Annotated in this window: 27 protein-coding genes; 9 read left to right on the forward strand and 18 right to left on the reverse strand. The window is 44.2% G+C overall.

Going from position 1 to position 26,643, the window contains the following annotated elements:
* Positions 1 to 15 precede the first annotated feature (15 nt).
* Entirely contained in the window at positions 16 to 282 is a 267-nt protein-coding gene (locus tag ACF8EG_RS03390; RefSeq protein WP_005485023.1) for a hypothetical protein, read from the forward strand.
* Between the two features lie 61 nt (positions 283 to 343).
* Here ACF8EG_RS03390 and secF read toward each other — a convergent pair whose 3' ends face one another.
* The 4 genes from secF to ACF8EG_RS03410 form a co-directional block, all read right to left on the reverse strand.
* Entirely contained in the window at positions 344 to 1,246 is a 903-nt protein-coding gene (secF, locus tag ACF8EG_RS03395; protein WP_005463489.1) for a protein translocase subunit SecF, read from the reverse strand.
* Positions 1,247 to 1,248: 2 nt separating this feature from the next.
* Complete coding sequence (gene secD / locus ACF8EG_RS03400) at positions 1,249 to 3,087, reverse strand: protein translocase subunit SecD (RefSeq protein ID WP_065969252.1); 1,839 nt, start codon at positions 3,085 to 3,087, stop codon at positions 1,249 to 1,251.
* 164 nt (positions 3,088 to 3,251) lie between these two features.
* On the reverse strand, positions 3,252 to 3,731 hold the full coding sequence (locus ACF8EG_RS03405) for a hypothetical protein (RefSeq protein ID WP_065764397.1): 480 nt from the start codon (positions 3,729 to 3,731) through the stop codon (positions 3,252 to 3,254).
* A gap of 168 nt (positions 3,732 to 3,899) precedes the next feature.
* Positions 3,900 to 4,571 carry an SH3 domain-containing protein gene (locus ACF8EG_RS03410; RefSeq protein WP_005477076.1) on the reverse strand — a complete coding sequence of 224 codons (672 nt, stop codon included), beginning with the start codon at positions 4,569 to 4,571 and terminating at the stop codon, positions 3,900 to 3,902.
* 76 nt (positions 4,572 to 4,647) lie between these two features.
* Here ACF8EG_RS03410 and ACF8EG_RS03415 point away from each other — a divergent pair, with 76 nt between their 5' ends.
* Positions 4,648 to 5,196: a hypothetical protein gene (locus ACF8EG_RS03415; RefSeq protein ID WP_015313424.1), complete on the forward strand. Its 549-nt coding sequence runs from the start codon at positions 4,648 to 4,650 to the stop codon at positions 5,194 to 5,196.
* Between the two features lie 176 nt (positions 5,197 to 5,372).
* Positions 5,373 to 5,603, forward strand: coding sequence for a hypothetical protein (locus ACF8EG_RS03420; RefSeq protein WP_025621960.1), 231 nt, complete (start codon positions 5,373 to 5,375; stop codon positions 5,601 to 5,603).
* Between the two features lie 24 nt (positions 5,604 to 5,627).
* On the opposite strand, the gene ACF8EG_RS03425 is transcribed toward ACF8EG_RS03420, so the two are convergent.
* Together ACF8EG_RS03425 and ACF8EG_RS03430 are read right to left on the reverse strand one after the other, a co-directional pair.
* A complete protein-coding gene (locus ACF8EG_RS03425; RefSeq protein WP_065969250.1) occupies positions 5,628 to 6,251 on the reverse strand; it encodes a bifunctional 2-polyprenyl-6-hydroxyphenol methylase/3-demethylubiquinol 3-O-methyltransferase UbiG in 624 nt (207 codons plus the stop codon).
* Positions 6,252 to 6,290: 39 nt separating this feature from the next.
* Positions 6,291 to 6,740 carry an Lrp/AsnC family transcriptional regulator gene (locus ACF8EG_RS03430; protein ID WP_005485150.1) on the reverse strand — a complete coding sequence of 150 codons (450 nt, stop codon included), beginning with the start codon at positions 6,738 to 6,740 and terminating at the stop codon, positions 6,291 to 6,293.
* A 149-nt stretch (positions 6,741 to 6,889) separates the two neighbouring features.
* On the opposite strand from ACF8EG_RS03430, the gene ACF8EG_RS03435 reads away from it, so the two are divergent.
* Complete coding sequence (locus tag ACF8EG_RS03435) at positions 6,890 to 7,816, forward strand: DMT family transporter (RefSeq protein ID WP_024700028.1); 927 nt, start codon at positions 6,890 to 6,892, stop codon at positions 7,814 to 7,816.
* A gap of 95 nt (positions 7,817 to 7,911) precedes the next feature.
* Positions 7,912 to 8,574, forward strand: a complete 663-nt coding sequence (locus ACF8EG_RS03440; protein ID WP_029822301.1) for a flagellar brake protein — start codon at positions 7,912 to 7,914, stop codon at positions 8,572 to 8,574.
* A gap of 25 nt (positions 8,575 to 8,599) precedes the next feature.
* Here the strand turns inward: ACF8EG_RS03440 and ACF8EG_RS03445 are convergent, their stop codons facing one another.
* The 8 genes from ACF8EG_RS03445 to ACF8EG_RS03480 all read right to left on the reverse strand — a co-directional run bounded on the left by ACF8EG_RS03445 (position 8,600) and on the right by ACF8EG_RS03480 (position 16,794).
* Entirely contained in the window at positions 8,600 to 9,637 is a 1,038-nt protein-coding gene (locus ACF8EG_RS03445) for a DUF2955 domain-containing protein (protein WP_069504806.1), read from the reverse strand.
* A 12-nt stretch (positions 9,638 to 9,649) separates the two neighbouring features.
* Positions 9,650 to 10,705, reverse strand: coding sequence for an HlyD family secretion protein (locus ACF8EG_RS03450; protein WP_069504808.1), 1,056 nt, complete (start codon positions 10,703 to 10,705; stop codon positions 9,650 to 9,652).
* Between the two features lie 37 nt (positions 10,706 to 10,742).
* Positions 10,743 to 11,198 carry a MarR family transcriptional regulator gene (locus tag ACF8EG_RS03455; RefSeq protein ID WP_005477342.1) on the reverse strand — a complete coding sequence of 152 codons (456 nt, stop codon included), beginning with the start codon at positions 11,196 to 11,198 and terminating at the stop codon, positions 10,743 to 10,745.
* 211 nt (positions 11,199 to 11,409) lie between these two features.
* The gene (luxQ, locus tag ACF8EG_RS03460; RefSeq protein WP_069504810.1) at positions 11,410 to 13,986 is read right to left on the reverse strand and encodes a quorum-sensing autoinducer 2 sensor kinase/phosphatase LuxQ; all 2,577 of its coding nucleotides are present in this window, start codon (positions 13,984 to 13,986) and stop codon (positions 11,410 to 11,412) included.
* Positions 13,986 to 15,083, reverse strand: a complete 1,098-nt coding sequence (locus ACF8EG_RS03465) for an autoinducer 2-binding periplasmic protein LuxP (protein WP_005463467.1) — start codon at positions 15,081 to 15,083, stop codon at positions 13,986 to 13,988. The genes luxQ and ACF8EG_RS03465 overlap by 1 nt, the downstream gene beginning before the upstream one ends.
* A 351-nt stretch (positions 15,084 to 15,434) precedes the next feature.
* Complete coding sequence (locus tag ACF8EG_RS03470) at positions 15,435 to 15,755, reverse strand: GIY-YIG nuclease family protein (RefSeq protein ID WP_005463466.1); 321 nt, start codon at positions 15,753 to 15,755, stop codon at positions 15,435 to 15,437.
* Complete coding sequence (locus ACF8EG_RS03475; RefSeq protein WP_045606632.1) at positions 15,752 to 16,402, reverse strand: YceH family protein; 651 nt, start codon at positions 16,400 to 16,402, stop codon at positions 15,752 to 15,754. Before ACF8EG_RS03475 ends, ACF8EG_RS03470 begins: the two co-directional genes overlap by 4 nt.
* A 176-nt stretch (positions 16,403 to 16,578) precedes the next feature.
* A complete protein-coding gene (locus ACF8EG_RS03480; protein ID WP_005477197.1) occupies positions 16,579 to 16,794 on the reverse strand; it encodes a hypothetical protein in 216 nt (71 codons plus the stop codon).
* 326 nt (positions 16,795 to 17,120) lie between these two features.
* On the opposite strand from ACF8EG_RS03480, the gene ACF8EG_RS03485 reads away from it, so the two are divergent.
* Entirely contained in the window at positions 17,121 to 17,435 is a 315-nt protein-coding gene (locus ACF8EG_RS03485) for a DUF496 family protein (RefSeq protein ID WP_005453573.1), read from the forward strand.
* Positions 17,436 to 17,557: 122 nt separating this feature from the next.
* Positions 17,558 to 18,895, forward strand: coding sequence for an MATE family efflux transporter (locus tag ACF8EG_RS03490; protein WP_025524743.1), 1,338 nt, complete (start codon positions 17,558 to 17,560; stop codon positions 18,893 to 18,895).
* A gap of 73 nt (positions 18,896 to 18,968) precedes the next feature.
* Here ACF8EG_RS03490 and ACF8EG_RS03495 read toward each other — a convergent pair whose 3' ends face one another.
* Both ACF8EG_RS03495 and ACF8EG_RS03500 read right to left on the reverse strand, forming a co-directional pair.
* Positions 18,969 to 19,946, reverse strand: coding sequence for a Gfo/Idh/MocA family protein (locus ACF8EG_RS03495; protein WP_069504812.1), 978 nt, complete (start codon positions 19,944 to 19,946; stop codon positions 18,969 to 18,971).
* Positions 19,947 to 20,004: 58 nt separating this feature from the next.
* Entirely contained in the window at positions 20,005 to 22,641 is a 2,637-nt protein-coding gene (locus ACF8EG_RS03500) for an ATP-binding protein (RefSeq protein WP_069504814.1), read from the reverse strand.
* 613 nt (positions 22,642 to 23,254) lie between these two features.
* Between ACF8EG_RS03500 and ACF8EG_RS03505 the strand changes: the two genes are divergently transcribed.
* On the forward strand, positions 23,255 to 24,688 hold the full coding sequence (locus ACF8EG_RS03505; protein WP_069494249.1) for a glyceraldehyde-3-phosphate dehydrogenase: 1,434 nt from the start codon (positions 23,255 to 23,257) through the stop codon (positions 24,686 to 24,688).
* A 235-nt stretch (positions 24,689 to 24,923) separates the two neighbouring features.
* Positions 24,924 to 25,151: a hypothetical protein gene (locus tag ACF8EG_RS03510; RefSeq protein WP_029559601.1), complete on the forward strand. Its 228-nt coding sequence runs from the start codon at positions 24,924 to 24,926 to the stop codon at positions 25,149 to 25,151.
* Between the two features lie 119 nt (positions 25,152 to 25,270).
* On the opposite strand, the gene ACF8EG_RS03515 is transcribed toward ACF8EG_RS03510, so the two are convergent.
* On the reverse strand, positions 25,271 to 25,612 hold the full coding sequence (locus ACF8EG_RS03515) for a hypothetical protein (RefSeq protein WP_049877971.1): 342 nt from the start codon (positions 25,610 to 25,612) through the stop codon (positions 25,271 to 25,273).
* Between the two features lie 347 nt (positions 25,613 to 25,959).
* The gene (locus ACF8EG_RS03520) at positions 25,960 to 26,574 is read right to left on the reverse strand and encodes a LysE family translocator (RefSeq protein WP_005463452.1); all 615 of its coding nucleotides are present in this window, start codon (positions 26,572 to 26,574) and stop codon (positions 25,960 to 25,962) included.
* Positions 26,575 to 26,643: the final 69 nt, after the last annotated feature.

Consider the following 26,643-nt stretch of genomic DNA (forward strand, 5'->3'; position numbering starts at 1 on the left):
GCGGAACTAAAAGTAATGAAAAACCTCTTTCAAAAGTTCACGCAAGTGATGAGTGAAGTACTAGATTTTCAGGCCCGAGTTTGGGTTGTGAACGTCTATGCAGGAGAGCATAAAGGCGAGTCTTATGTCGTTAATGAAGATGCTTTCTCTGAGCCTCTTCAGTGGATGAAGAAAAAAGGCTACCAAGAGTCGATGTTGAATAAAGTCGAAGCAATGAAGCGCTCACAGATCTTAGAGTTCGATTTGGGACGAGTAAAACATCGTCTGATGCGTGTGAAATAAGCACAAAAAAAGCGCCACTCAAAATGAGTGGCGCAAGCACTTTTACCTTAAAAGAACGATGCTATGGCGCAGCGTCGATCTCAACAGGCAGATAATGTTTCGGCTCCAGTTTCAACCACTCTGGCAGCACGGTACCAATCGAAATCGATGACCATGTACCAGACAGAACTCCGATAAACATCGCGGTTGAGAAACCAGCCAAAGGCGCTCCTCCCATAATCCACAATGCTCCAACGGTGATCAGTGTTGTACCAGATGTCACCATGGTGCGTGAAAACGTCGCGATAACAGCTTGGTCATTGATGTCTTCTGTTTTCCAACTCTGCTTCGCAATCAACAGCTCACGGATTCGATCTGCAATGATGATCGAGTCATTCAATGAGTAACCTAAAATCGCCAGCACAGCAGCAAAAACGGTTAAGTTGAACTCCATTTGAGTAATTGCAAAGAAACCAAGCACTAAAATCACATCATGAGCCAAAGCAAACAGTGAACCGCTTGCCAAACGCCACTCAAAACGGAAACACAAGTAACCGAGAATACTCAGCACACAAATCAACAATGCTAAGCCACCTTGTTCAAACAAGTCTTGGCCAACTTGAGCACCAACAATACTGTTGCTGACAACATCAACTTGGTGAGAGATTGGCTTAAGTACATCTGCCACGCTTGGTAATGTCTGCCCTTCTTCCGGCGCAGAGTAACGGATCACCCAACGGCCATCTTCACCAGAACGTGTTACTGACGTTGACTCACCAAGTTTTGGTTGCAGTACGTCAAGCAGATCATGGTTAGTTAGCTGCTTATCTACCTTTACTTCTGTCACCATACCACCAGTGAAATCCAAGCCAAGGTTCAACCCTTTAAAGCCTAGAGCGACTAACGCGATCACCGTCAAAATGATGGAAACTAGCGTAGTAAAGTAGCGAATTTTACGAATATTTTGTTTTAGCATTTCGACCATGATTAAACCCTCACATCACGACGGGCATCGCGGCCCCAAATTAAATTGATCATTGCTCGAGAGGCAAATACGCCTGTAAACATACTGGTTAACAAACCTAATCCGAGTGTTAAGGCAAAGCCTTGGATTGGGCCATTACCAATGGCGTACAAAATCACGGCGGTGATCATAGTAGTAATGTTGGCATCAAGGATGGTCGAGAACGCGCTGTCAAAGCCCAGATCAATCGCTTGAGCGAAGCTGCGACCTTCACGCATTTTGTCCTTAATACGTTCGAAAATAATAACGTTGGTGTCCACTGCCATACCGACGGTTAACACTAAACCTGCAATGCCAGGAAGCGTTAGCACCGCACCTGGTAACAAGGCAATTAGGCCAAGCAGACAAAGCATGTTGGCACAAAGCGCCACGTTTGCTACCCAACCTAAGCGGCGATACCAAAGTGCCATAAAGGTCAGTGTTAAACCCATACCTAAAGCCAGTGCTGCAAAACCGTTTTCAATGTTTTCTGCACCCAGAGAAGCACCGATAGTACGCTCTTCCACAATAGTAACCGGCGCGGTTAGTGAACCCGCACGAAGCAATAGCGCTAACTGCTGCGCATCGTCCATGCTACCTGCTCCGGTAATGCGGAACTGGCTACTAAGTTGAGATTGAATAGTCGCGACGCTGATAACGCGCTCACTACGCTCGGTTACACCGCGATCGTTTGTCTTGTACTCTCGGTAAACGGTCGCCATTGGCTTGCCGATGTGAGTTGCTGAGAAGTCGCTCATTTTCTTACCACCAGCGTGGTCAAGAGAAATATTTACTTCTGACATACCCATTTTGTCGACACCAGCACGAGCGTTTACGATGTGCTCACCCGTTAGGACTGGTCGTTTTGCCAAAATCACCGTACGGCCGTCATTGTCTTGAAGAACAAGATCTTGGCTGCTGTGTGCTTGGCTCGCATCTTTCACTTCATAAAACGCCAAGCTTGCTGTTGCACCAATAACGTTTTTCGCTTGAGCAGGATCTTGTACACCAGGGAGTTCAATTCGAATGCTCTCTTTACCTTGGCGTTGCACTAGTGCTTCTGTGATACCAAGTTCTTCAATACGACCACGCATGATCTTCAGGTTTTGTTGAAGAGTCGAGGATTGAAATTCTTGGATATTTTGTTCACTCGGTTCAAGCACAAAGCCACGAGATGAACTTTTTGAAATCCAGCCAGGGTAGTTTTGACGCAAGAACTTGTTCACTTCCGACAATGCTTGCTCGCTGTCACTGTTTACCGTAATTCGGTTGCCGCTTTCTGCTCGAACTTGCACACCACGAACACGCTGATCACGTAGATTCGCTTTGATTTCATCAATCAACGCATCACGTTGCTCTTCAAACGCTTTATTCACATCAACATTCAACAAGAACTGAACGCCACCACGAAGGTCAAGACCGAGTTTAATTGGGCTAAAGCCCATCTCATTCAACCATTCTGGCGCAACCGATACGTATGAGAAAGTGATGCTGTCGTCTTTATTTAGCTCTTTGTTTAACAACGCACGAGCTTTACTTTGCGCATCTTCACCATCGAATACAATGGTTGTTTTGCCGTCTTTTTCGATGATTTTGTCGGCTGAAATATGGTTGGTTTTTAGCAGTTGATTCAGATGAACAACCGACATTTCACTGTTGTTTTGATCCGCAAACGTCAACTGGATAGAAGGCTGTTCGCCAAACCAAGTTGGGATCGCACTTAAGGTTAAGATAATGACCGTCGTGATTAATACGACATATTTCCAAGCTGAGTAGTGATTCATCAGCTTTCTATTCTTTTGCTGCTTTGGTGTTTTTTTCATGTAAACATCATCCCTTCACGATGAAGTGAAGCTTTTAATAACAAGGCTTAACACACGACAGATGCTCCCAGAATAAATTCAGGGTATGAAATGCTCAGAACGCTCGCGCCCTGTCGAATACAATCGTCGTGTTAAGAGTGCACAATGGTGCTAATAGATGGTGTTTAGGCAGAGAACTGACTATTGAGTGCGACGTACATGGCATTGGTCTCTTTCCAACCAGAAATGCGATGATCGCTTGTGAAATGATAAAATGTGGACTGGTTGTGACGCCAGTTAATGTCCATCAAGCTGTATGCGTAACCCGCATCAGCGTAAAACGGAGTCGTGAGATCGCCGACAAAATCTACGTGCTCGTCATCAAGCCCTTCTCGTAAGTAAGACGTCCAGCGTTGAGAGTTAAACAAAGCAAGGGAATCAAGACTTGCATGACCTTCAGATACTGGAGATTGAGAACTTTCTTCTGAAACTTCAGAGAAATCGACGGAAGAGTTTGGCGATACACTTGCAACTACAAAAGGTTGTAGCTTAGAAAAGTGCGGTACGTGAGCCTTGTGATCGATTTGCGCAGCAGATACATGCACTGGTAGCAATACCATTGCAAATAGCAGCAAAATCAATTTTCTAAGGTAAATCCAAGGCATAGAAACTCACTAAAAACACAAAGAGCCAAGTTAGGTCACTTGGCTTAATGATAGTATTCCTATTGATTATGGTTCACAACTAAAAAGTTATAAATCTCTGATTTCAGGTTTGTATCGTCATTGCTTTTATCAAAACGTCTTTAGAGAACCAATGTAATCGGTCGTAAGTTACCGATAAAAAAGCTCACCCTTATCGACATCTAAGTAGATCTTGTTCTCTTGCTCCAAACCGCCGCAATAGATGAAGTAAACATTGCGCTTTTTGAACGTCACAGAACGAACCCAACCACCGAGCTCTTCAAAATCACTAGGATCACACGTTTCATCTTTCAGCAATTGCTGGGTTTTGTTTCGGAACATATCTAAATGCTCCTTCAAATCGTCTGATTTTTGCAGGTAACCATCCAAGATCTCTAATCGCTCTTGCTCTTTGATGACAGGCTCAGCGTCAGAGAGACCTTTCGAGTTGACCCATTCCGCAGTCTCTTCTCCACCATCTTCGTAAACGATGTAGTCAGATAGACGAAACCAACCCTCGACCTTTTCCAGCACAGACACTTTTTCGCCTTTGTAAAGCGCATCAACTATCAAAGACTTATCATCAGGCTTGTTGTAAACGTTAACGCGACGCTCGATAACGTAATATTCCGTGATTTCAGGAGCTGGCGCTTCTAAATCCATGATGGGTTTGGAGGCATCCCCTTTATCTACAGGCGCCTTTTCCGTTTTAGCCGCAACAGGCTTTTCAGGTTCGTCTTTTTGCATAAAAAAGAAATAGTAACCAGCACCCGCGCCACCCAGCAGCAAAAGAATCAACACTGCGATGAGAACTTTTTTCATGTTCTTTTCCTTTTTATTCTTTGTGCTTATCTCGCCATCTATACTGTTTAGAGACGGTTAACTTACGTGAGCAATCATGATCAACAAACACTACTGGATGCTGATACTTATCTTGTTCCCTTTGCTAGGGTTCGCCAATGTTCAATGTAATCCATCTTCTTGGGATGACAATCTTACCCAATTCAACCGTTTAGAGTCCAACTACAATCAGCATGTTAAGGTGTTCAATACCTTGTTAAGTGAACACAAGCAGCGCCAATTGCTTTCGCAAACTTTTTCCACAGATGAACTCAGTTTGTTATGGCGCGCTAAGTACAATCAAAACCTGTTCCAAAATCAGCTAAAAGCCTCGGTTCAGTACAAAGAAGAGTTAACGCAAAAAGCAAATGAGCTTATCAAGCTTAGTACCGAGTCGCAGTGGGCAGCGAATGGCTGGGAAAAGCTCGCTCAAAGTTGCAGACATAATAATGAAACAGCGAACCAAATCAGTGCAGAATGGTATCGAGAAAACGCTCAACAACTGGCTAAAGACTATACGACCCTCTCCTCGCAATTTCTGGGATTAGCCCATCTTTATGACAAAGAAGCGAGTGCATTAAAATACGCCCAAGGCTCTCGCCATTAAACTGTTACAAAATGGGACTGTTCCCCTTAATAAAATTGATTAACCAATAACCAAACCAGCCATTTTATAGAGACATACGTCACAATAATGCTTTACTTACGCGCATTTTTTGGTTAATTTACCCATTAACAAAATTTAATAAAAAGTCACATTTGGCTGGAGATGATGCTACAAAAATGGTTATCAATCGATTAAGTAACAGGGATTGTCCTAATGCTACCAAAGCCAAGTTTTTGTCAGTAGTTAGGCACGTAAAAGAGTTCGGTTCAATTAGCGATTTGGACCTATGTAAAATCTTCGGAGAAACAATTTGGAGTGATGGAAGGGAATACCATTCAGCCGCGTTCTCATTTAAGGTTGATAGACAAACTGGTGACTGTAAGATCTCACAGTACAAACACCAATAAGGCTTAAAAGTTTATGAAGCGGAGTTAGGAAACTGGCTCCGCTTTTTTGATCATGACAATCGTGAAGTCGTGGTCGGAGTAACCCTCGATTAATTGTGCATCTGGGCATAGCCATCGACAATAGCGCAACACCCCCACTTTGTTATGCGATTCTAGCATTCTCATACTCGGCAGCTTTTCTTCATCGAGTAAGTTAAACACACAGCCTATTCGAGCCGCTCGATACATCTTCTCAATCATTTCAATCGTATGATTGGCATTGCTCGATTTGTAGTTTAATGAACCTGACGCAAACACATAATCACTTTGAGGAAGAACAAGCTTAGAAAAGTCGCCACAAATGAAATTAACAGGCGTTTTAAAGGCTCTCTTTCTGGCCTTTGTGATGAACTGCTTCTGCTGATCAATGCCGACATAGCGCGCTGGATATTGATTCTGGCTCTCAATATATTCAAGCAGATCACCAAAGCCACAGCCAATATCGAGAATACTAACTGCCTCTAAACAAAGGCTACGAGTCAGCGCTTCAAATCGGCTGATTTGGCTATATTCGTCCTGCCAACCCAGCGTACGCGCTTTATCATTACCAAATTGTTTGTAACGCTTGCGGTGGTAGTTGGCAATCTTCAATCTATCGAACCACTTCATTTATCTCCCCTCTTGCTCACTACAGGCACAATGATCAAATTAAATGGGTAAACAGCCATTTCCTTTTACCTGCCGAATAGCAAGGTGTGTGTGGATGTCTTTGACGTTTTCTAACCTTTGCAGCTTTCTCGTGAAGCTTTCGTATCCGGGAAGATCTTTACTTACCACTTCCAATAAATAATCGTAAGCGCCAGATACAACGTGACAAGAAATCACCTCATCCATATCGACGATTGCGGTTTCAAACTCATCGATTGACGACGCTTGGTGATTATTCAAACTCACTTCAACGAACACCGTCATCGCAATGCCTACTGCGCCACGTGAGATCATTGCTCGATATCCGCTGATAACCCCTTCTTGTTCAAGACGTTTTAAGCGCCTCGCACATGGTGAAGCAGAGAGCCCTACTTGGTCAGCGAGCTCCGCTGTCGTTAATGTGGCGTCTTTCTGTATGAGATGAAGTAACTGCCTATCAATTTTGTCCATGCCAACTCCCTTTGCCAAAAATCACTAAATTTAATTAATCAAACGCAGTTTAACACCAATACTGAAACAAAGTACGTCACATTTTGCCAACATGATGCGTCAGTTTCGTTCAATAATTACAGCGAACTTTACACATGGACGCGACAACGATGATTTTGGGATACGCTGCAATTTTAGTGACCGTACTGCTTTGGTCTGGCTTTTTCATTTCGCTCAAAGGTGGGGCAATTTCGGCACTACAACCTGCTGATATTGCTTTGGTGCGCTTTCTCGTTCCTAGCCTAATCTTGTTGCCTTTTGTAATGAAACATAAAGCCGCCCTAAAAGCCGTTCCCAACAAATACCTTACTGGTATTGTCTTGGGTAGCGGTTTACCTTATTTACTTGTAGCGGGCACTGCCATGCATTTCGCTCCCGTCGCGCATGGTAGCGCCTTAATACCTGGCACGTTGCCTTTGTTTGTTTCTGCCATTGCAGTCTTGTTCTATCAACAATCGCTGAGTCATCACCGCATTATTGGTCTTTCCACCGTACTGCTGGGTATTTTTGTGTTTCTGCTATCTAATATCGGGGAGGAATACAACTGGTCTCAACTTCAAGGGCACGCGATGTTTTTAGTTGGCAGCTTGATGTGGGCGGTTTTTACTATCAGCGCACGCGTAGCTAACCTCAACGCTTATGTATGCGCAGGTTTTGTCGCCATTGTCTCGTTACTTATGCTTATCATCGCAGTCGGGTTCGGTTGGATAGACAGTTATTTAGCGGTAACGCCTATCTCCAGTTGGCCTTGGGAGGAGCTGTTTAGCCATGCAATGTTACAAGGTGTCGGCGCTGGGCTTATCGCATCGTTTACGTTTATCTATGCCATAAAAATCATTGGCGCCGAAGCCAGCGCCGCATTTGGGTCTCTCACTCCCGTTGTCGCAACGTTGCTTGCCGTTCCAATCTTTGGCGAACAACCGGATTCGCTAACTTGGATCGCGTTAATTCTGGTCACTTGCGGTAGCGTAGTCGCCAGCCAAATCTTTATGAAGCATGAACTTACTCAAACTTATCGCCCACCACTTCACAGATAGCGATTAATTGACAAAAACTTTTATAAACCACACTTGATGAGTAAAACGGCGTTTTGGTAGCCTCTTTTCAATCAGAAATTGGAACCTCAGATCTTATGCCAGCAACTCATACGAAAGATGTACTGCATAAATTCCTCAAACCAGGGATGAAACTCTCGATTAACTTCGAATTTGGGCCAAAAGATAAATTCAGCTACTCAACCGTTTATTTAGGAATAAAAGAAAATTCTTATTTGATCCTCGATATTCCGATGCGATTGCTCGAAGATCAAGTGATGAGAAAACTGCATAACGCCGATGTGATTGTGCGCGGCGTTTCCGACACTGAGCTTGGTCACGTGTTGGCTTTTAAATCCAGTGTACTAATGACAGCCGTTCGTCCTTCCCCTCTGCTCTTTATTCGCATACCCGGTACGTTTGCAACTAAGCCTGTTAGAGAGCACGAGCGTTACAAGCTACAAATGGACTGTACCATCGATCACAGCGGCAATATTTATGACGGCAGTTTGGTTGATTTTTCACTGGCAGGCGTCGGTGTTCAGACCTTTATTGAACCTGAGTTTAAGGTTGGAGACCGAGTTTCGGTGGTATCACCTCTTAGCATTCATATAGGAGAGGAAAATCCTTGCTTGATCGCCAATATAAAGAAGCAACCCAAAGGCTGGGTGATAGGCATTCGATTCGAGCAACCCATTACTATGACTGAAAATTTGAAAACCAAGTTGCTGGAACAGTCCTTTCTGACCAGCAACGTATGATTTAGTAAACTTAGGCGCGTCAAGGCTATGATTGGCTAAAGCGCGTGGCGGCAAAGCTGTTGAGTAACCGATGCACGGCATAAGTAACAAGCAAAGTGACCACGATGGCAAACAGTATGCTGCTGACTCGATACAAAGCACTAAAAATCAGGTCACCATCGGGCGTGAGATACTGTCCGAATAAGATCCCTAAAGTAGTGAGGCCGCCAAAGCCAGCACCTGAACCACTGGATTCTTTCACATGCATGTAACTGAATATCATCGCGCCAATCCAAAGTAACGGCACAATAAACAGCAAAGTATCTGACCAATCGTACAAAATGAGCTGCCCGACGATACCAAAAGTCACGCCTAGCAATGTCCCCATCGCCCGTTTACGAGCGTAACCTAAAGCGCCATTCCAATGCATTGGAAACAGGAGCAACAAGGTTGTCGCCTGCGCTGACATGGAATCGTTCAAATTAAAGCTCTGAAACACCAAAAAGGACATGGTTGCAATACTCGCCCCCATAAGGGCCTCATGTCGCATCCGATGGCTTTGTTTGGCTTGTGAAGGCTTTGGCAGCGGTTGACGAGGTTCCGCATCTGGAATCAAAAACGTCACTAAATACGCCACAATAATGGACAAAACGTTCGCCTGTAAGTTACTAAAAATAAGATCATTCAGATCCGTTGTCGGGTAACTAGCAAAGTGCAGCATGATACTCAAACTAAGCACACTGTTCGCGCCAAATAGAAACAAACTCCCTTTTGACATACAAGCAAACTTGTAAAGAAACAAGCAGAATGCAATCAAGGTCATCAACACCGGATGACTACCAAACAAGCCCCCCAAAATGCCAACCTCTAGCCCACAAACAACAGCGGAGAAGATTAACTGTCTTGATGCATGCAAGTTCACTACTGGTACCATACCGAGCAAAAGCATGGGTGTTACGGTGAAAAACACACCGTAGTTCCAGCCAAACAGCTTACACAGTGTAAAGCCGATGGTTGCGCCAGTTGCTATGCGTAGGCATTGTCTGAAATCGTTCTCAGACATGGGGTGGTCCCATAATTTCATACCACCTCCCAATTAATAGATGTAATGCAAAGTACTCAAAAAACGAATTTGCAGACGAGCCAGCCAACCTGAAATCATGTTATCAGGTAATAGTTGTACCGTCGCACGAGCACCCGCCGGGAAAGCTTGTGGCTGTTCGTTGATAGACAAATGCAATCTCAAACGCTGAGCATCCCTCACCCAGCGGTTGGAATCTGTTGGTGTCGCGAGGCGGCCGTCTGCATCAAATTGCCCCGAGCTTACCCCGGCATCCAAACTGGTAATGCGGGCTTCAAAAACCTCTCCTGGCAAACTATCGAAGGCCACCAGTGCTCGACTATCTCGGTTAAAATGACGCAAACTTTTCTCGCGAAAGTCCGCAATAACATCAACTTGATCCGAAACCAGTGCGATAAGTGGCGTCCCCGCAGCGGCGTAAGCACCTGTCTCTAACTGCAAGTTCGTGATAACACCATCGTGCTCGGCACTTACTTGAGTGTAAGAAAGGTTAAGCTCCGCTTGTTTTAGCTGGTTCTGAGCAACACGCACGTTGACGTTAGCTTCGCCGAGCTCGCCGCGGCTTACTTCTAGCTCTTTCAGGCGGGCTTTTGCTGCTAGCAAATTCGCTTTTGCCGCTGTTGCGCTACTCTGCGCATCATCTCGTTGTTGTTGAGACGTACCGTTTCGGCTGAACAATGTATTCAGTCGATTGGCTTCACGGATTTTTTGCTCAGCGACGATTTTACTCGCTTCCACATCCGCTTTGGCTGCCGTGATAGAGGCATCCAACTGCTCATTGTTTTGGATCACTTGTTGTAAGTTTAATTGCGCTTTTTCTACCGCTAACTTGTATGGCTGCGGATCGATTTGGAACAACAAGTCGCCTTTTTGAATTTCTTGGTTATTTGCCACATAAAGATGGGTGATTTGTCCATTAACACGGGGGGCGACCTTAGTTACCACTCGGGTAGCCATCGCCTGAGGAGTTAACGGCATTGCTAAATCAGCAACAAGAAAATAGGCAAAGACAAGGACAAACGCGACGCAAGAATATTTGATCCAACGCGCGAACTTTTGGTCTGGAGTCATAGGCGTTTACTTCTCTTTTTTATTAGGATTTCTGACTTTATTCGCCAAGTGAATCGAGCGCATTGTGAGCAATTTGCTCTAGGATCAAGCCCAATTTCTTTAGCTCTTGGTCATTGATTTCTGAGAGCAGTTTTCGACGAACCTGCAAGATGCGTTCTTCCATTTGTATCAACAGCTCTTTGCCCTCGTCCGTTAAGCTGACAATTCGTGCTCGCTTGTCATGCTCACAACAACGTCGCGTAACGAGCGATTGCTCTTCGAGTAGTTTTAGCGTGCGCATCAACGAGGCAAGCTCAATCTCAAGCGCTTCCGCAAGTTGCTTTTGACTGATGTTGTCGCCCATTCGATACAGCTTCCAAAGCGCCGTCCAGCGCGGGTAAGTTAGGTTTAACGGTTCGAGCTCACGGTCGGCAACCATCTTCCATAAACGAGCGACACGAGACAGTTTTTCGGCAAGGGACAGATCTCTCAAAATGTTGATGTCTTGGATCATAAGATGCACTCAATTACTTAGCGTGCTAAGTAATATAATTTAGTTAGCACGCTAAGTAAATGTTTTTGTGATTTAAATCACAATGAATTTTTGCACATTTAAAAGGTTGTGAAGAATTAAGATATTCGGATTGCAGGAAAGAAAAAGCCCAACTCAGAAAAGCTAAGTTGAGCTAGATAAACAAAGAAACTACCGTAAATGTGGCAGCAAACTATGTCCGTTCAATCAAGAAGCGCTGCTTGAAGTCAACAAAAGCCTCGTGGAGTGCATTTTCTTTAATGGGTTTCAGCAAAACATAGTTCGCGCCTGCTTCCATAAATGCATCACTGGTTTCTTGCGCAGTGTCGGCGGTGCAGGCGTAAATTGGCGTCCCCAATTTCAAGTTTTGACGAATCTCTTTCGTGGTTTCGATGCCACCAAGATGCGGAAGTTGGTTATCCATCAAAATCAAATCATAAGAGTGCTCTTTTAAGAACTCCATGGCTTCTAGCCCATCTTTCGCCCAATCAACCTGCATCTTGTATTTGGTACAAAACGCTTTAAGAATAAAGGCGTTAGTATGGTTATCTTCCACCAGCAACACTTTCAGACTTTCATCAAACAACTCTGCAGGTTTTACGCGTTGGCTCGAATCCAACGGAGCCAGAACTCGCTCACGATCCTTTACTGGCAGCGTAACAACAAATGTGGTTCCTTGCCCTTTTTGACTGCGAACTTGTACATCCCCGTCGAGCATATCGACCAAGTTTTTCACGATGGTCAAACCAAGGCCACTGCCACCGTATTCGCGAGTTGTGGTCGCTTCTTCTTGAACAAAAGGTTCGAACATTTCATCCAACTTGTCGGACTCAATACCGATACCCGTATCGCTGATTTCAACCACTAGCACACTATTGTCTGCGCCATAAAACTGCTCTAACTCGGCATGTAAACGCACGCAGCCCGATGGCGTGAACTTCACCGCGTTACTGACTAAATTAAACAGAATTTGATTCAGGCGAACTTGGTCGGTGAAAATCTCTACATTGCCATCAAGCCGGTTTTCAATGACAAGTTCAACCCCTTTGTTTTCACAAATAGGGCGATAGATGTTTTCTAGCGTTCGCATGGTATCAGCGAAGGAGAAAGGATGTTTTTGGATATTGAACTTGCCTTGTTCAATCTTTGAGAAGTCCAAAATATCATTCAATACAGCAAGTAAGTGCTCACCACTGTGGCGAAGAACATCGATTTGGTTCTTCTGCTCTTCCGCTTCCACGGAATCTTTGAGTAGCTGAGCAACACCCAAAATACCATTAATTGGTGTGCGAATTTCATGGCTCATTTTAGCCAAGAAGTCAGCTCGCGCTTGCGCGGACTTTTCGGCTTCTCTGCGTGCTAAGTTACTTTGCTTTTCAGCTTCGATCAGCGTTGTAATATCTTGCCCTTGAACAATGATGCCGCTGATATCACCATCGACACGAATTGGCGATAAGTTCCAACGAAAGACTTTGTCACCAATCGGCACGTTCACTCCCGTCAGTGTCGCGCCCTGCGCTGCCATTCTTAAATGTGGTACCAGTTTGTCTTTAAATCCTTTAAATACAGGATGCATGGTTTCGATGTCATTTTCGATAACCAGTTCTTTGCGAGCTGCGGGATTGATTTGGATCAGCACGCCCGCTTCTGACCAAACCATGATTGGCGATAACGCGAAGTTAAACAGGTCTCTAAACGATCGCTTCTGAGCTTCTAATTCCTCAAACGTGCTTTCCAGCGTCGAACCAATGTGGTCAAACTCTTCAATATCCGACCCACCAAAACGCTCAAAGCCTTTTTCTTCCCGAGCAGAACGCGTGTAAGACATGAGCGACCCCAGCTCTTCCACAACTCGGTTTTCAATCCACTCTTTGGTCATCAGCGCAATCATAATCATGCCAATAACAGACGCTAACATCGCCAAAAAATGTTGAATTTGCAGCGTAACAACACTCTGGTTGTCTTGCACGGTAAGTAACTTCAAGTTGGTGATGGCCGCGTTCACTTCAATCGGCGTTTGGATGATCAATAACTGATCTAACTTCTTCTGGGTCTCTTTGCGTTTCAACACATCGAAGATTTTGTATGACTCATCCCCTGCTAGTGAACTTGCTACAGGAATGTCGTTCGCCACCAGCACAACATTGTCGACGTTGCCTTCGTTTTTTAACTTCTCCATCAAGGCGAAGTTATTATCCAAGACGACCGCATTGTACGAATACCCCATTACTTCGCCCGTTTTCGGCTCTAACACAGGAACACGGCGTAGCAACAAGTGACGAGCCCCCATTGACGTGATTGACGTGACGTAATACCAATTATTACTGAACGTGACTTTGCTAGTCAGGCCGTCCAGCATTGAATCGTTGATACCATAAAAATGCGCGTTCCCATCGTCCCAAATAATACCTTGATGGTCGGTGAGAAAACGAAATTCAGGTGTGTGCGAAGGATCACTCTGATCAATGCTGAGAAAGAAGTAATTTAAGGCTTCTTCATTTCGCTCTGAGTAAAAATCCAAAATCACATCACTTTTCGAATTGCTGTCGTGATGGATCTGAATCGCTGCAAAATGACTTTCAAAAATGTTCAGAATCAACGCAGACGTTTGCTGCTTGGTTCGGTCGACCTCCTGCCAAATGATCTGTTTGGAGAAGTAATAACTCTGAACGAAAATGCCTAAAATGATCGGAGCAAGAACGAGAATAATAATTTTAGTTATAAGCGTCGACAGCGAGCGACGCTTTTTTAGCTTTGATGTAATTGTCATCAATTGTCTGAGTATCTAAATGCACGTTTTCTGAGAGCTTCAATTCGCTCAGGGGAGTCTGATTTGGTCACAACTTCGAAGTCCCCAGAGTACACCGTTGGTACAGGTTTACCTTCCAAATCCCATTTGATCGCCTCTGCCATCGCAATGCCAGTATCATCATTCATACGCATGACGGTGATGTCTAACTCCCCTTTTAAGATAGCGTCTAGCTCAGCAGAACCACCGCCCCAGCCATTAATCATTACGTCTTCACGGCCAAGTTCAGACAGTGCTTCGACGGCACCTAACGCAACGTCGGTAGAACAAGCATAAATGAACTCGACATCTGGGTACTTTTTCAAGCTGGCTTTTGCAGCTTCATACCCGGACTGTTTTGTCGCTTTTGTATAGTAAGCAGATTGTAGTTCAAACTGACTGTCTTGGTTCACTTGGTGAATGAATGTGTTACCACGGATATCGCTAATGTAGCCTTCAGAGAAATACAAAACGCTGTAATGGGTATTTTTCGGGAACTGCTTGCCAAACTCCACAGCGAGTTCTCGACTGCCTTCAGCGTGATCGAAACCGACGTACATAAAAGGCTGTCGAGTTTCCCATTCACGGACTGGCGTCGTGATATTTTGCAAGATAAGTTTGGTTTTGGTGGAATCTAAAACATGTTCGACAAACTTACGATGTCGGGTCGTATCGAGTGTAAAAATTAAGTAGTCGGAATTGCTTTTTAGTGCTTCCATCAAAGAAAGGCTTTGTTGTTTGATATCGGCGTTCGGTCGCGTAAACACTTGATTGATTTGGTAATCAATATTGAGTTTATCTAAGCGCTTCTCAAACGCGTCGATGTTTCTTATCCAGTAATCAGAAATCTGCTGCCCTGGATAAACAACGGAGATTTTTAATGGGTGTCTTTTTTCAGGGGCAATAGGTACAGGATCGTCTCTCACGGCCGCAGCCAGAGCATCCGTTAAGTGTTTCTGTTCTGGGAATTCATTTAAGAATTCTTGATACGCCCAGTAGCCGTTAAGAACCTGAGAGGCTTGTGAAGCCGGAGACATGCCGGCAATTGAAATCAGGGACAATACTAACGCTTTATTCATTTATTGCTCTTTTAGCTTTTTTTATTGAGCCTACTTCAGCTCTGTTTTTGACCTAGCCGAGTCATCCTTTACTCTTGTAATCTACCTTCCACTGAGTGTTTGTTTCAATAGTAAATTTGTCTACTTGGAACAGAACATCGGGCCATTATGCGTCAGAATAGCCATACATGATATACCCAAAGTCCATATGGTATTCTGCTTTTATCTCAAGAAGCTCGGATGTATCGGGCTCGGCCGTATTAGTCGGCTGTATCAATAAATATAAATAAGCCGCCAATGTTGGCGGCTTATAAAAGACAATTGAAATTTAAGAATCCGAAAAACAGGCACTCAAACGGTCACGATGAACCGTTAACTTTGAGAGCAAGACTCAAACATCACTTGCTGATTGTCATCCACGGCAATCAAAGCTTTGAGTTCAACCAACTGCTCTTTCTTACTCTTGGTTAGTTGTTTGATGAAATATTCAGCGCGCATTGCTGTTACTTTTGAGTCGAAGCTAGTCGACCACTCTAAAACAAGAGGCCCTTTACCCTTGAGCGCTTTTGCGCCTTTGCCAAGTTGGTGCTGTTTAAATCGCCTTTCGATGTCATTGGTAACACCGCAATACAGTGCATTACGGTTATTGCGGATCAGATAAACGCTCCAGTGCTGCTCAACGCTTTCACTCATGAAAGTAGAGATTCTACCTGCGCTTTCAATGCATCGAGTTCTTCTCTTAACTCGGCAACTTCTTGCTCTAACTGAGCGACACGTTCTGAGCTTGATGAAGTAGCCGGAACTGCCGTATCCATTGCTGACACATCGACTTCACCACAGAACAAGTGCATGTAACGAGATTCACGTTTACCAGCTTCACGAGGTAACTTCACCACAAGTGGGCCTTTCTCTTCGCTAGCAAGATGCTCAAGTACAGCTTCTACTTCTTTTACATCGTGGAAAGTGGCAAGGCGGTTGGTTCGAGTGCGGATCTCGCCTGGCGTTTGCGCTCCGCGCAGTAACATGCAACAGATGATGCCCTTCTCTTGCTCCGACAATTTAAGATCGCCAAACTCGGTGTTGCAAAAACGATGTTGGTACTTGCTAACACGGCTATTGAAAGCGCTCTCATCGCTGACAAGTCGACGCTCAATCAACGCATCAACAGCATCAAGGACGTCAGATTCTGACAGTGCCATCACAGGCTCACGGTTGCTTTTTTGGTTACATGCGTTGGTCAACGCGTTCAAACTGAGGGGATATTGGTCGGGGGTGGTCACTTCTTTTTCAATCAAGCAACCAATTACTCGTGCTTCAATTGCCGTTAGCTCAACTTTCATAATGCATTTCCTTATTATTTTTGCATTTGAATTTATACCTAAACCGCATCTAAGTCTTTTATGTCTACTTTGCACCGTCGATTCAAAACGCTGCACGACTTGAAGCGGTTTAGGTATAGGTGTCAGGCTAAAGCATAGCGCAAAGACCTGGCACCCATCGCGAATCGGGGTCGGTCTCAATGCTCCGAGAGAATCGGCACTTTTCTCATATTGCCGTCTTCATCAATCATCATGATTTTCGAACGATTCAGTTCGACTTCCGTGATTTCAAGTTGGCTTCTCTCTTCAATGTACGCCGCTTTTAACTTTTCAGCCAAAGAGCTGGTGACTTTCTCATTCTCTTGACTGTCGGCTTGCTCCGCAGTGTTACCAGAGTCCATATCAAGTTTCATCATTTTTCATTTAATGACGCTGATGATATAGCGAAGGTCTCGCCATGACAACGTATCGATTTGTTCATAAATGCAAAATGCTATCCACTTATCGACAATAACCGTCGCAGAAAGACGCATCCGTACCCCCTCAATAACCCGTTCATGGTGCAAATTTTTCATCTTCGTTCCCCTCTAATGCTCCCACCAAAGGGCAGTTTGTCAGCGAGATATGAGAATTGGTTGAGATTTGGTCAACTCTGCATTGTGATTGATCTAAAGACTGTTATGCCACGGGATGTTGTGCTTTAATCGAGGCAGATATTCACAAATTAGGAAAGGGAACCATGAGTAGCGTATTTGAAATCGTTAACCAAGCTCGTCGTAAAAACAAACTAAAACGTGAGCTACTTGATAACGAAAAGAAAGTTCGTGATAACCGTAAACGTGTAGACCTTCTAGAAAACCTACTAGACTACATCAAACCAGAAATGTCTCACGATGAAATCGTCGCTATCATCAAAAACATGAAAGCTGACTACGAAGACCGCGTTGATGATCACATCATCAAAAGTGCAGAGATTTCTAAAGCACGTCGTGACATCAGCCGTCGCATTCGCGAACTGACTGAAGAAGACAAGCAAACTAGCGGCAAAAAATAAGCCCGATTAGTTCAAGTTTCAAACCCCGAGTGAGCATTCCTTACTCGGGGTTTCTTTTTGTCACTTTGTAGTCCAGTGTGTACAATAAAACCATTCTCGAATCCCAACACACTCTAATTTCTATGCCTTCAACTTCTACTAACGCACAACCTACGTTAGCAAAACAACTGTTTACGATGACATGGCCAATGCTGTTTGGTGTGTTGTCTTTAATGAGTTTTCAACTTGTCGACAGTGCATTTATCGGTCAGCTTGGCGTTTTACCGCTTGCCGCTCAAGGTTTCACCCTACCGCTTCAAATGGTCATCATCGGCATTCAAGTAGGCTTAGGCATCGCGACTACCGCAGTGATCTCTAAAGCCTTGGGCGCGAATGATGCTCGCTATGCCAAACAACTTGGCGGATTGGTTTTAATGATTGGTTCAATTGGTGTTGCGGTATTCGGCCTCTTAATTTGGCTGCTGCGTTACCCGATTTTATCTCTGCTCAGCGCACCAGAAACTGTTATGCCTATCATAGATAGTTACTGGCCTTGGTGGCTGCTGAGCTCATGGGCTGGTGCAGTCCTTTATTTTTACTACAGTATTTGTCGTGCCAATGGCAACACTATGCTTCCGGGCACGATGATGATGGTGACAAGTGGTGTGAACTTGGTATTAGACCCGCTGTTCATTTTCACGCTCGATCTCGGCATTAATGGTGCTGCGTTGGCAACTTTAGTTGCATTTGGGTTTGGTATCCTTGTCGTTGCGCCAAGAGTGAAGCGCAACCACTGGGCTACAACGCAATGGCAAGATCTGAATGTGATGAAAAGCGTCACTTCGATAGGTAACATCATGGGGCCAGCCATGGTCAGTCAATTGCTACCGCCGCTCTCTTCAATGTTAGCGACCAAGTTGCTTGCCAGCTTTGGAACTGCCGCAGTCGCTGCTTGGGCGCTAGGCTCACGTTACGAGTTTTTTGCCATTGTGTCTGTATTGGCACTGACCATGTCGATGCCTCCAATGGTGGGGCGTTTGTTAGGCGCAAAGAACTATCGAGACATTCAATCTCTGGTTGGAATAGCGGTTAAGTTCATTCTTGGCTTCCAGCTTTTGATTGCGGCGATTACCTTCTTGCTTGCAAACCCGCTCGCGTTGTTAATGACAAGTGATACCCAAGTAGAACAAGTGCTCCACATGCATCTAATGATTGTGCCGATAAGTTTGGGCTCTCTTGGCGTTTGTATGCTGATGGTGTCGATTTGCAATGCGCTAGGGAAATCGTACACAGCATTAACCATTTCGGCATTGCGCTTGTTTGTTTTCTTCCTACCTTGCCTATGGCTGGGTGCGCAACTGGGCGGTATCAGAGGTCTGCTGTTTGGTGCGTGTGTGGGTAATATTATGGCGGGTATTTCTGCTTACCTTACTTACCGTAAAACCATACACAAACTTGCGATAAAGCAAGCTACAGCCTAAGTTTTAGTATTAACAAAGAAGCCCTCAACTGAGGGCTTCTTACTATCAACTTTTGGCTATACCATGCACAAGTTTACTGGTCAGCAGGGAATACTACGCCAGTTTGTTTGCGTACTTCAGTCAATACTTTTGCAACGGTCAACGAACGTTGTTTCATTTGTTCATCAATCACACCAAGCTTTAACTGCTTCGCAAATGCTTCTGCTTCGTAGAACATATGATTCTCGGTTTGAGGCAAAGTTAGGGTCTCTTTTTCTTCACCACGAAGAATACGCTCTACACCACGACCTGTGGCGATCATATCGACCAACACACTGCCTTGCTCACCTTGAAACTCGCTTGGGATAAGAGAATCACTGACTTTCGAGTGCAGAAGATTTACGTTAAAGCCATCATACGCCAGCGTTACGCTGCCGCATCCGTCAACGCCTGATGGAAGCACATGCGCACTGGCTTGAACAGAGTTCGGCTCACCAAACAACTCAATCGCAGAACCCACGCAGTAATAACCGATGTCCATGATGGAGCCATTGGAAAACGCAGGATTGAATGTGTTTGGATTTTCTCCATTTAGGTATTTTTGGTATCTCGATGAATACTGGCAATAGCTGATCGTCGCATGTCGTAACGGAGCGATAAACGGTAAGCTCTCTTTCAATACTTGGAAGTTTGGTGTGTAAGGCGACATAAACGCTTCAAACAACACAACGCTGTTTTCCTCAGCACAGGCAAACATCTGTTGTGCCAATGCGTAGTTTGAAGCCATTGGCTTTTCACAAATGACGTGTTTGCCCGCTTTTAACATTTGAATGGCTTGAGGAGCATGAAGCGAATTCGGACTGGCGATGTACACCGCATCAATGTCTGCATCCTGACCTAATGTTTCTAGGCTGTCGTAATAAGTATCTGCATCGTAAGGCGTGCCAAACAAACGCGCTTTTTCTATATCTCTCGAATACACAGCTTTAAGGCAAAACTGCTTGGTTTGGATTGCCGCTTCAACAAATTGTTGCGAAATCCAGTTAGTCCCGATAACAGCGAGTTTAAACATGTCACTTCCTTTATATTCGTTCTAAAAAGCCGTAATGAATTCGGCTTATCAGTGTGATTTAAGCAAGCTTTAGTTCATTAAACAACTCAAATAACTGGTTAGATTTATACGGTTTTGGCAAATACGCATCCATACCCGCAGCAAAACAATTGTGAATGTCCTCTTCCAACACACTCGCGGTCAAAGCAATGATGGTTGTTTTCTTGCAGCCCACTTTCTTTTCCCAACGGCGAATCTCTTTTGTCGCGGTTAGTCCGTCCATCACCGGCATCATACAATCCATCAAAATGGCGTCAAACTGCTCACCTTTGGTGATGGCATCCAGCGCTTCTTGCCCGTTACTCGTAATTAAGTAGTCGTACCCTGCTTTATCTAAGAAAAAGCTCGCGATTTTTTGGTTCATTAGATTGTCTTCAGCAATCAGTATTCTTCGATGAGTTCGAGATATTTTAGATTCAGCGCGAGATGCAATATTTGTGACATTGTCACGCAATGTATTCTTCTCGAGCTTAGCTAGCTCCTCGATGGCATGTTTGAATCGATTACCCAAAAATGGTTGAGTCAACACGGCATGCACGTTTTCCGCGTTCGTGTAAGAGCTCGTCAAATGGTGCTGGCACACTACTACTCGACGAACATCATAAACTTCAGTCAGTTCACTCAGACAGCTATCGATATCCATCTGACCGTCATTACATAAGAAAATGACATCGAAATCTTCATCTAGCGCTTTTGCTTCCGAAAGTGAGTTAACGCCTACCAGCTCAATTTGAGCCAAACGACATTCTTGGACAATTTGTTCTGCATAAGCATAGTTATCACATATAAAGAGCCCTCTTTTGACCACATCGGAATGCCAACCAAAGAGAGGTAACGCCTCTACTTCTATTGAAAAACCAAAGCATGTACCCACCCCCTTGGTCGAGGTTGCCACTAGCTTGCCTCCCATCATTGACACTAATTGGCGACAAATCGCAAGCCCTAGCCCTGTCCCGCCAAACTGTCTCGAAACACCTTCGTCTTCTTGAGTAAACGGCTCAAAAATGGTCGCCAGTTTGTCCCTTTCAATGCCGATGCCCGAATCCTTGATAAGGAATGTGAGCGAACCTCGCCCTTGCTCTAACGCTTCTTCGTAGCTCACGTCGACTGAGATATAGCCTTGTTCAGTAAACTTAACGGCATTGGAAACCAGATTAGTAATGATCTGTTTGATGCGATGATCATCGACCATCACGCGAGCCGGAATGTTTTCATCCAATGAAATATCGAGTTCAAGCTGTTTAGACGTGGCTTTAGATTGAAACAAAATCACCGATTGATAAACGACTTCGCGAATGTCAGCTTCAACCAACGACAATTCGAGGCGCCCCGACTCGATCTTAGACAAATCTAGAATATCGTTTAGCAATGCAAGCAAAGTGTGGGAAGAGGTATCGATGTCATCCACGACTTCTTGTTGATGAGGTGATAGCTCACTTTGCGACAAAATTTCAGTCATCCCCATGATGCCATTCAACGGCGTTCGGATCTCATGGGACATATTGGCAAGAAATACAGATTTTGCTCTATTGGCTGCCACTGCTGACTCTTTGGCGTGCAGTATTTCGTGAGTTTGCCTTTGCTTTTCTTCCACCACACGATTGACTTGCTGCGCAAAGAGAGTGAACTCGTCACTACCATCGACTGCGACTTTTTTCTCTTTTTCTTCCTCATTAACAAGAGCATTAAGAGCATGAATGATTGCGCCAATCTTACTGTTAACACGATACCAAGTGGCAAACCCCAACCAGCCAAGCAAGAGAAGAACTACCGCAACACCACAGGTAATGAGCAATACATTTCGTTTTTGCTCATTGACTTGAGTAAGTAGGGATTGCTCAGCTTGACGAGTAAATCCTTCAATCATCATTTGCAATCGCTGAACCCGAAAATCGAGTTCGTCAAGGTAAGCCGCATAATCGCTGCGTGGCATGTCGCCATTCATCAGCCTCGATCTTGATTCCAAATTACGTTGATAGCGGGGGGAGCTGAAAAGGCCAAGCAGTTTATCGACATGCGCATAAGATGCCCCCAAATGCAAAAATGCATCTAGATTTTGCTGCTGACGATCAATGGTTTGAAAAAAAACGCTTTGGTTCAGCTTCGCATCTGGATCCATCACTAAACGGTAGGTCAGCCAAGCCTCTTTTTGCGTCCAATAAGATAATTGAGCAAGGTAAGCAATAAAGTTCTGCATGGCGTGCCCATCGCTATTTCCATACAGCTGATAGTTTTGTAGCAAGGAAAGCGACATTTCTTGCAACAACTGAAACGCCCAATCACCCACTTCATCTGTGTTGGTAAGATCCCCAGACACCATACCAAGCATCGCCTCTTTTAAATCATCGGCGTACTCGGAAGTGTGTGGATTAGTGGAAAATTTATGATGCATGGAGAGCACCACATTATTTTGGACATCCACTTCGATGCTTAAAGGCGTTTCCTGACCGTATTGGCGTCTGTCTTTTTCCATGCTGTAGATAAAGTGCGAAGCCTGAGATATCAGCTGGAATCCCTGTATGTTGCTTACGGTTTGATTGAGGTGATCGACTCGCACCGAATTGGCATAAAACTGGTGGATCGCAAAAGCAACGATCACCACTGCGGGTAATAACGCTAACAACGCTAAACGTGTTTTGATTGATAATCTCAGCATCCATCTTTCCATGTGTTACGAACGCCTACTGATTTAATACTAGACTAGTTTCACACATTAATAATGGATATTGATGAGTTAAAAAACACCCTCATTTCACCTAGTAACACTAGGGATATAGGGTTACGGCGGGTTTAGGTGCCTGTTTTAAACTGTGATTCAAAGCAAGTTTTTTGATCATCAAAAAATGCCCTAAACGCTCAAATCCAAGTCATACCTAAGCAGCAAAATGTAAAACAGACATTTATCATTTGAATGTTTACCACTCCCGTTGTCTTATCGAGTGAGATCACATTAATCTAGAAAAGAATCGAGGCTATTTACATTTAGATTTTGAAGCTATTCGTTATCGTTACAAAAAAAGTCAGCAAGTTATTAAAAGTCAATAGTACAAACACCCCGCTTTAGTCACATTAATCAACCAGAAATAATGCCCTACTTAGCAGTTTTAACTGGTATTAATTTTCCTAGCAGAATAAGAACTCTCACCTTAGAATCCGCACACATAATTATTACAACCCGATTACATAACCCACCAAACTCCACACTCTACCGTTGAGGTAACAGTAGTGAGTATGGTTAGCCCTCAAAACGTGAAAGGTCCAATACAACAATGAGTCCAGAGAAATATCTCCAAGACTGGCAAACGAGCCAAACGATTGCTGAATCTATCTCCCCTCTTATTGGTAAGCTATATCGTCAAAAAGGAATCGAAGTGGTTCTGTTTGGTAAGACGCTTATCAACGCCACTACTATCGACATTCTCAAAACTCACCGCGTAGCAAGACGATACACTGGAAGCCCTCTTTCTCTAGAGCACACAATGCCGATCATCCAAGCATTGTGCGAAATGAGCATTTCTTCATGCCGCGTTGATGTTGGTCAACTGGCAACTAAGTATTGGAATGAGCACGAAGATACAGCAGCACTAAACGATTTCCTACAAACTGCACTTCAAGGCGCGCGTGATGCCGACTCTTCTCTAGCCGCTCGCGATGTTGTGCTTTACGGTTTTGGTCGTATTGGTCGCCTACTGACTCGTCTTCTTATTGAAAAGAGTGGCCCAGGTTACCCTCTTCGACTGCGCGCAATTGTTGTTCGTGGCGGTAAGAAAGGTGATTTAGAAAAACGAGCTAGCCTACTTCGTCGTGATTCTGTACACGGTCAATTTAACGGCAGCATCGTGATTGATGAAGAGCGCAAAGCGCTTATCGTTAACGGCAACTACATTCAAATCATCTACGCAAACAATCCTAGTGATGTAGATTACTCTGTGTACGGCATCAACAATGCACTTGTTGTTGATAACACAGGTGTGTGGCGTGATTATGAAGGTCTGAGCCAACATTTAGCGTGTAAAGGCGCAGAGAAAGTACTGCTAACGGCTCCGGGCAAAGGCGACATCAAGAACGTTGTATTCGGCGTTAACGAATCTGTGATTCAAGAAGATGACACCATCATCTCTGCAGCGAGCTGTACCACCAACGCAATCACACCAGTTCTAAAAGCATTGAACGACAAATACGGCGTACTTTCGGGCCATATTGAAACCGTTCACTCTTACACGAATGACCAAAACCTGATCGATAACTTCCACTCAGGTGACCGTCGCGGTCGCAGTGCATCTTTGAATATGGTTCTAACTTCAACTGGCGCAGCTAAAGCAGTAGCAAAAGCACTGCCAGAGCTAGCTGGTAAACTAACAGGGAACGCAATTCGTGTACCTACGCCAAACGTATCAATGGCGGTTGCAAACCTTAACCTAAGCACAGATGTTGATCGCGACTCTCTGAACGATTACCTACGCGAAATGGCACTCAACTCTGAGCTTTCAGCGCAGATTGATTACACAGATTCAACTGAAATCGTTTCAACAGACTTAGTGGGCTCTCGCCATGCTGGCGTTGTAGATGGTCAAGCGACTATCGCACAAGACAAGCGTTGCGTACTGTACATTTGGTACGACAACGAATTCGGATACAGCTGCCAAGTTGTGCACTGTATGGAACAAATGATGGGCGTTCGTTACCAAACATTCCCTCGATAGGTGAACTTTGCTCCACAACGTTAACCACAATGGGTAACGAGCAATAACCCAACATTTGTTCTGATAATAAGCGCTTTGCGCAGTACTAATATTGATTCCCCGTTTATGCGCCGGATGACCCTCAGGCGCTTTTTCGTTCGTATCATTTGACAATCTCCGGACAAAGCAAACAGAACCATTCATGTTTTGTTCATGTTCGCAGCGTTAATCTGAACACATAGATTGAAAAGAGGTCATGATTATGAATCGAATTATTGTTACTGCACTGGCATTGATTACTGGCTTTTTCGCATTAGTATTTAGCCTAATCATGGCGATTCCATTGACCATCGCAGCCCTGATCACAGGCAAACGAATTGAAAAACGCGTACGGAAAATGCAAAAAGAAATGCATGAAGAGTATGAGTTTAATACTGGCAAAGCCGATGCCATCGAAGGTGAATTTGAAGAGGTTCGCCGATAACGAAATTACTGTGTTTCTCTTCCCCCAATGTTCCTGAGAAACTTCTTGCTTACACCCAGACTTGCCCCACAAGCTGGGTGTTTTTTTATTTTTTTCAGGCGTATTTTCTCAGTACACAGTTAATTAGATTTTTTCTCGCCAGAAGCACGTCTACTCATCTCATCATAGCCAGTATCCCAAAGCTCTCTATCGACTCCAGCGTACGGGTTGGACTCTTTAGAGCGTCCTTCTAAAAAAGCGTCTCTACCTTCATTTTTAATCTCGCTCACTTTATCTAGAACGAAATTGAAGTGCTTAGGATCCACTCTCAGCAAAACCATAGCCAGAAGCCCTATACCAGCTAATATAAATGCGAGAAGAGTGAAGAACTCAAATGCACTTTTTCCAGTTAAAAATATCCACCCAGCACTAAATAGGCCAAGTAAAACAACGATCGGAATCAAGCTAGTTACTTTTTGCACTTTTCTCTCACTTTCTTCAACAATTGTAAAATATCTATCCCAAGTAGGGATAAGTAAGAGGAAAATCCGTTTATTTAAACAAGTTTTCTCACCTTAATAAGCGACTGATTCGCAATAAGTGTTAAGTGAGCTCTTGCTTTGATTATAACTTATGACTTCCAAGTCATAACTGCAATTGACGTTTTGTTTACTTTAAAATGAACCAAAGTAACATTTATTGATAAAAATAATTTTTAATTATAAGCCACATTTACTATAAGTAAATGTCTCATAAACAACACTTGAGATAACAAAAAGGCAGCTCATTGGCTGCCTTTGGGTTTGTTATATCGAGCGTCTTGAGAGTCCTAAACCGTAACCACCACTCTTAGTGCTAAGAGCATAAGAACAACGCCAGATAGCCGGTCAATGAGAACTGCTTTGGAGCGAATTTTATCGACCACTCTGGAGCTTGATAACACCAACGTGATAAAGGTGTACCACAAGCCATCGACAACAAAAGGTGTCGCAACAATGATCATTTGGTTACTCAGATCATTTCCAAGCGCGACAAACTGGCTAAACAAAGCAATAAAGAACAGTGCGATTTTAGGACTTAGAATAGAGATAAGGAAACCTTCTCTAGCAGATTGAAGTACGGTCGTTTCCTCACCAGATTCCAACTTGGCGGCCACTCCACCTTTGGATCGCAGCGCGTTAAAACCTAAGTAAGCCAAATAAGCTGCGCCCGCTAGACTGATGGTTTTGAACAGCATTGGGCTCTGCTGCAGCACAACCGCAAGACCGATCAACGTGATAAACGCATAAATCCCGATCCCAAAAGCATGCGCCCATGCCGTTGCCAAACCATTCATTCGTCCACCAGCCAAAGCATGTTTAGCAACGATCGCTAAGCTAGGCCCTGGCGACATAGCCCCTAATAAACAGACTGTAAAAAGTGATAACCAAACTGTTAGTGTCATAAAAATTTCCCCTCTTTGACGTTAATTTATCAATAGAGGTGATATAAACTGAAATCAAAGTTAATCATG

This window comes from Vibrio sp. YQ_11 (genome assembly GCF_043103065.1).
GTDB classification, from domain to species: Bacteria; Pseudomonadota; Gammaproteobacteria; order Enterobacterales; family Vibrionaceae; genus Vibrio; species Vibrio parahaemolyticus.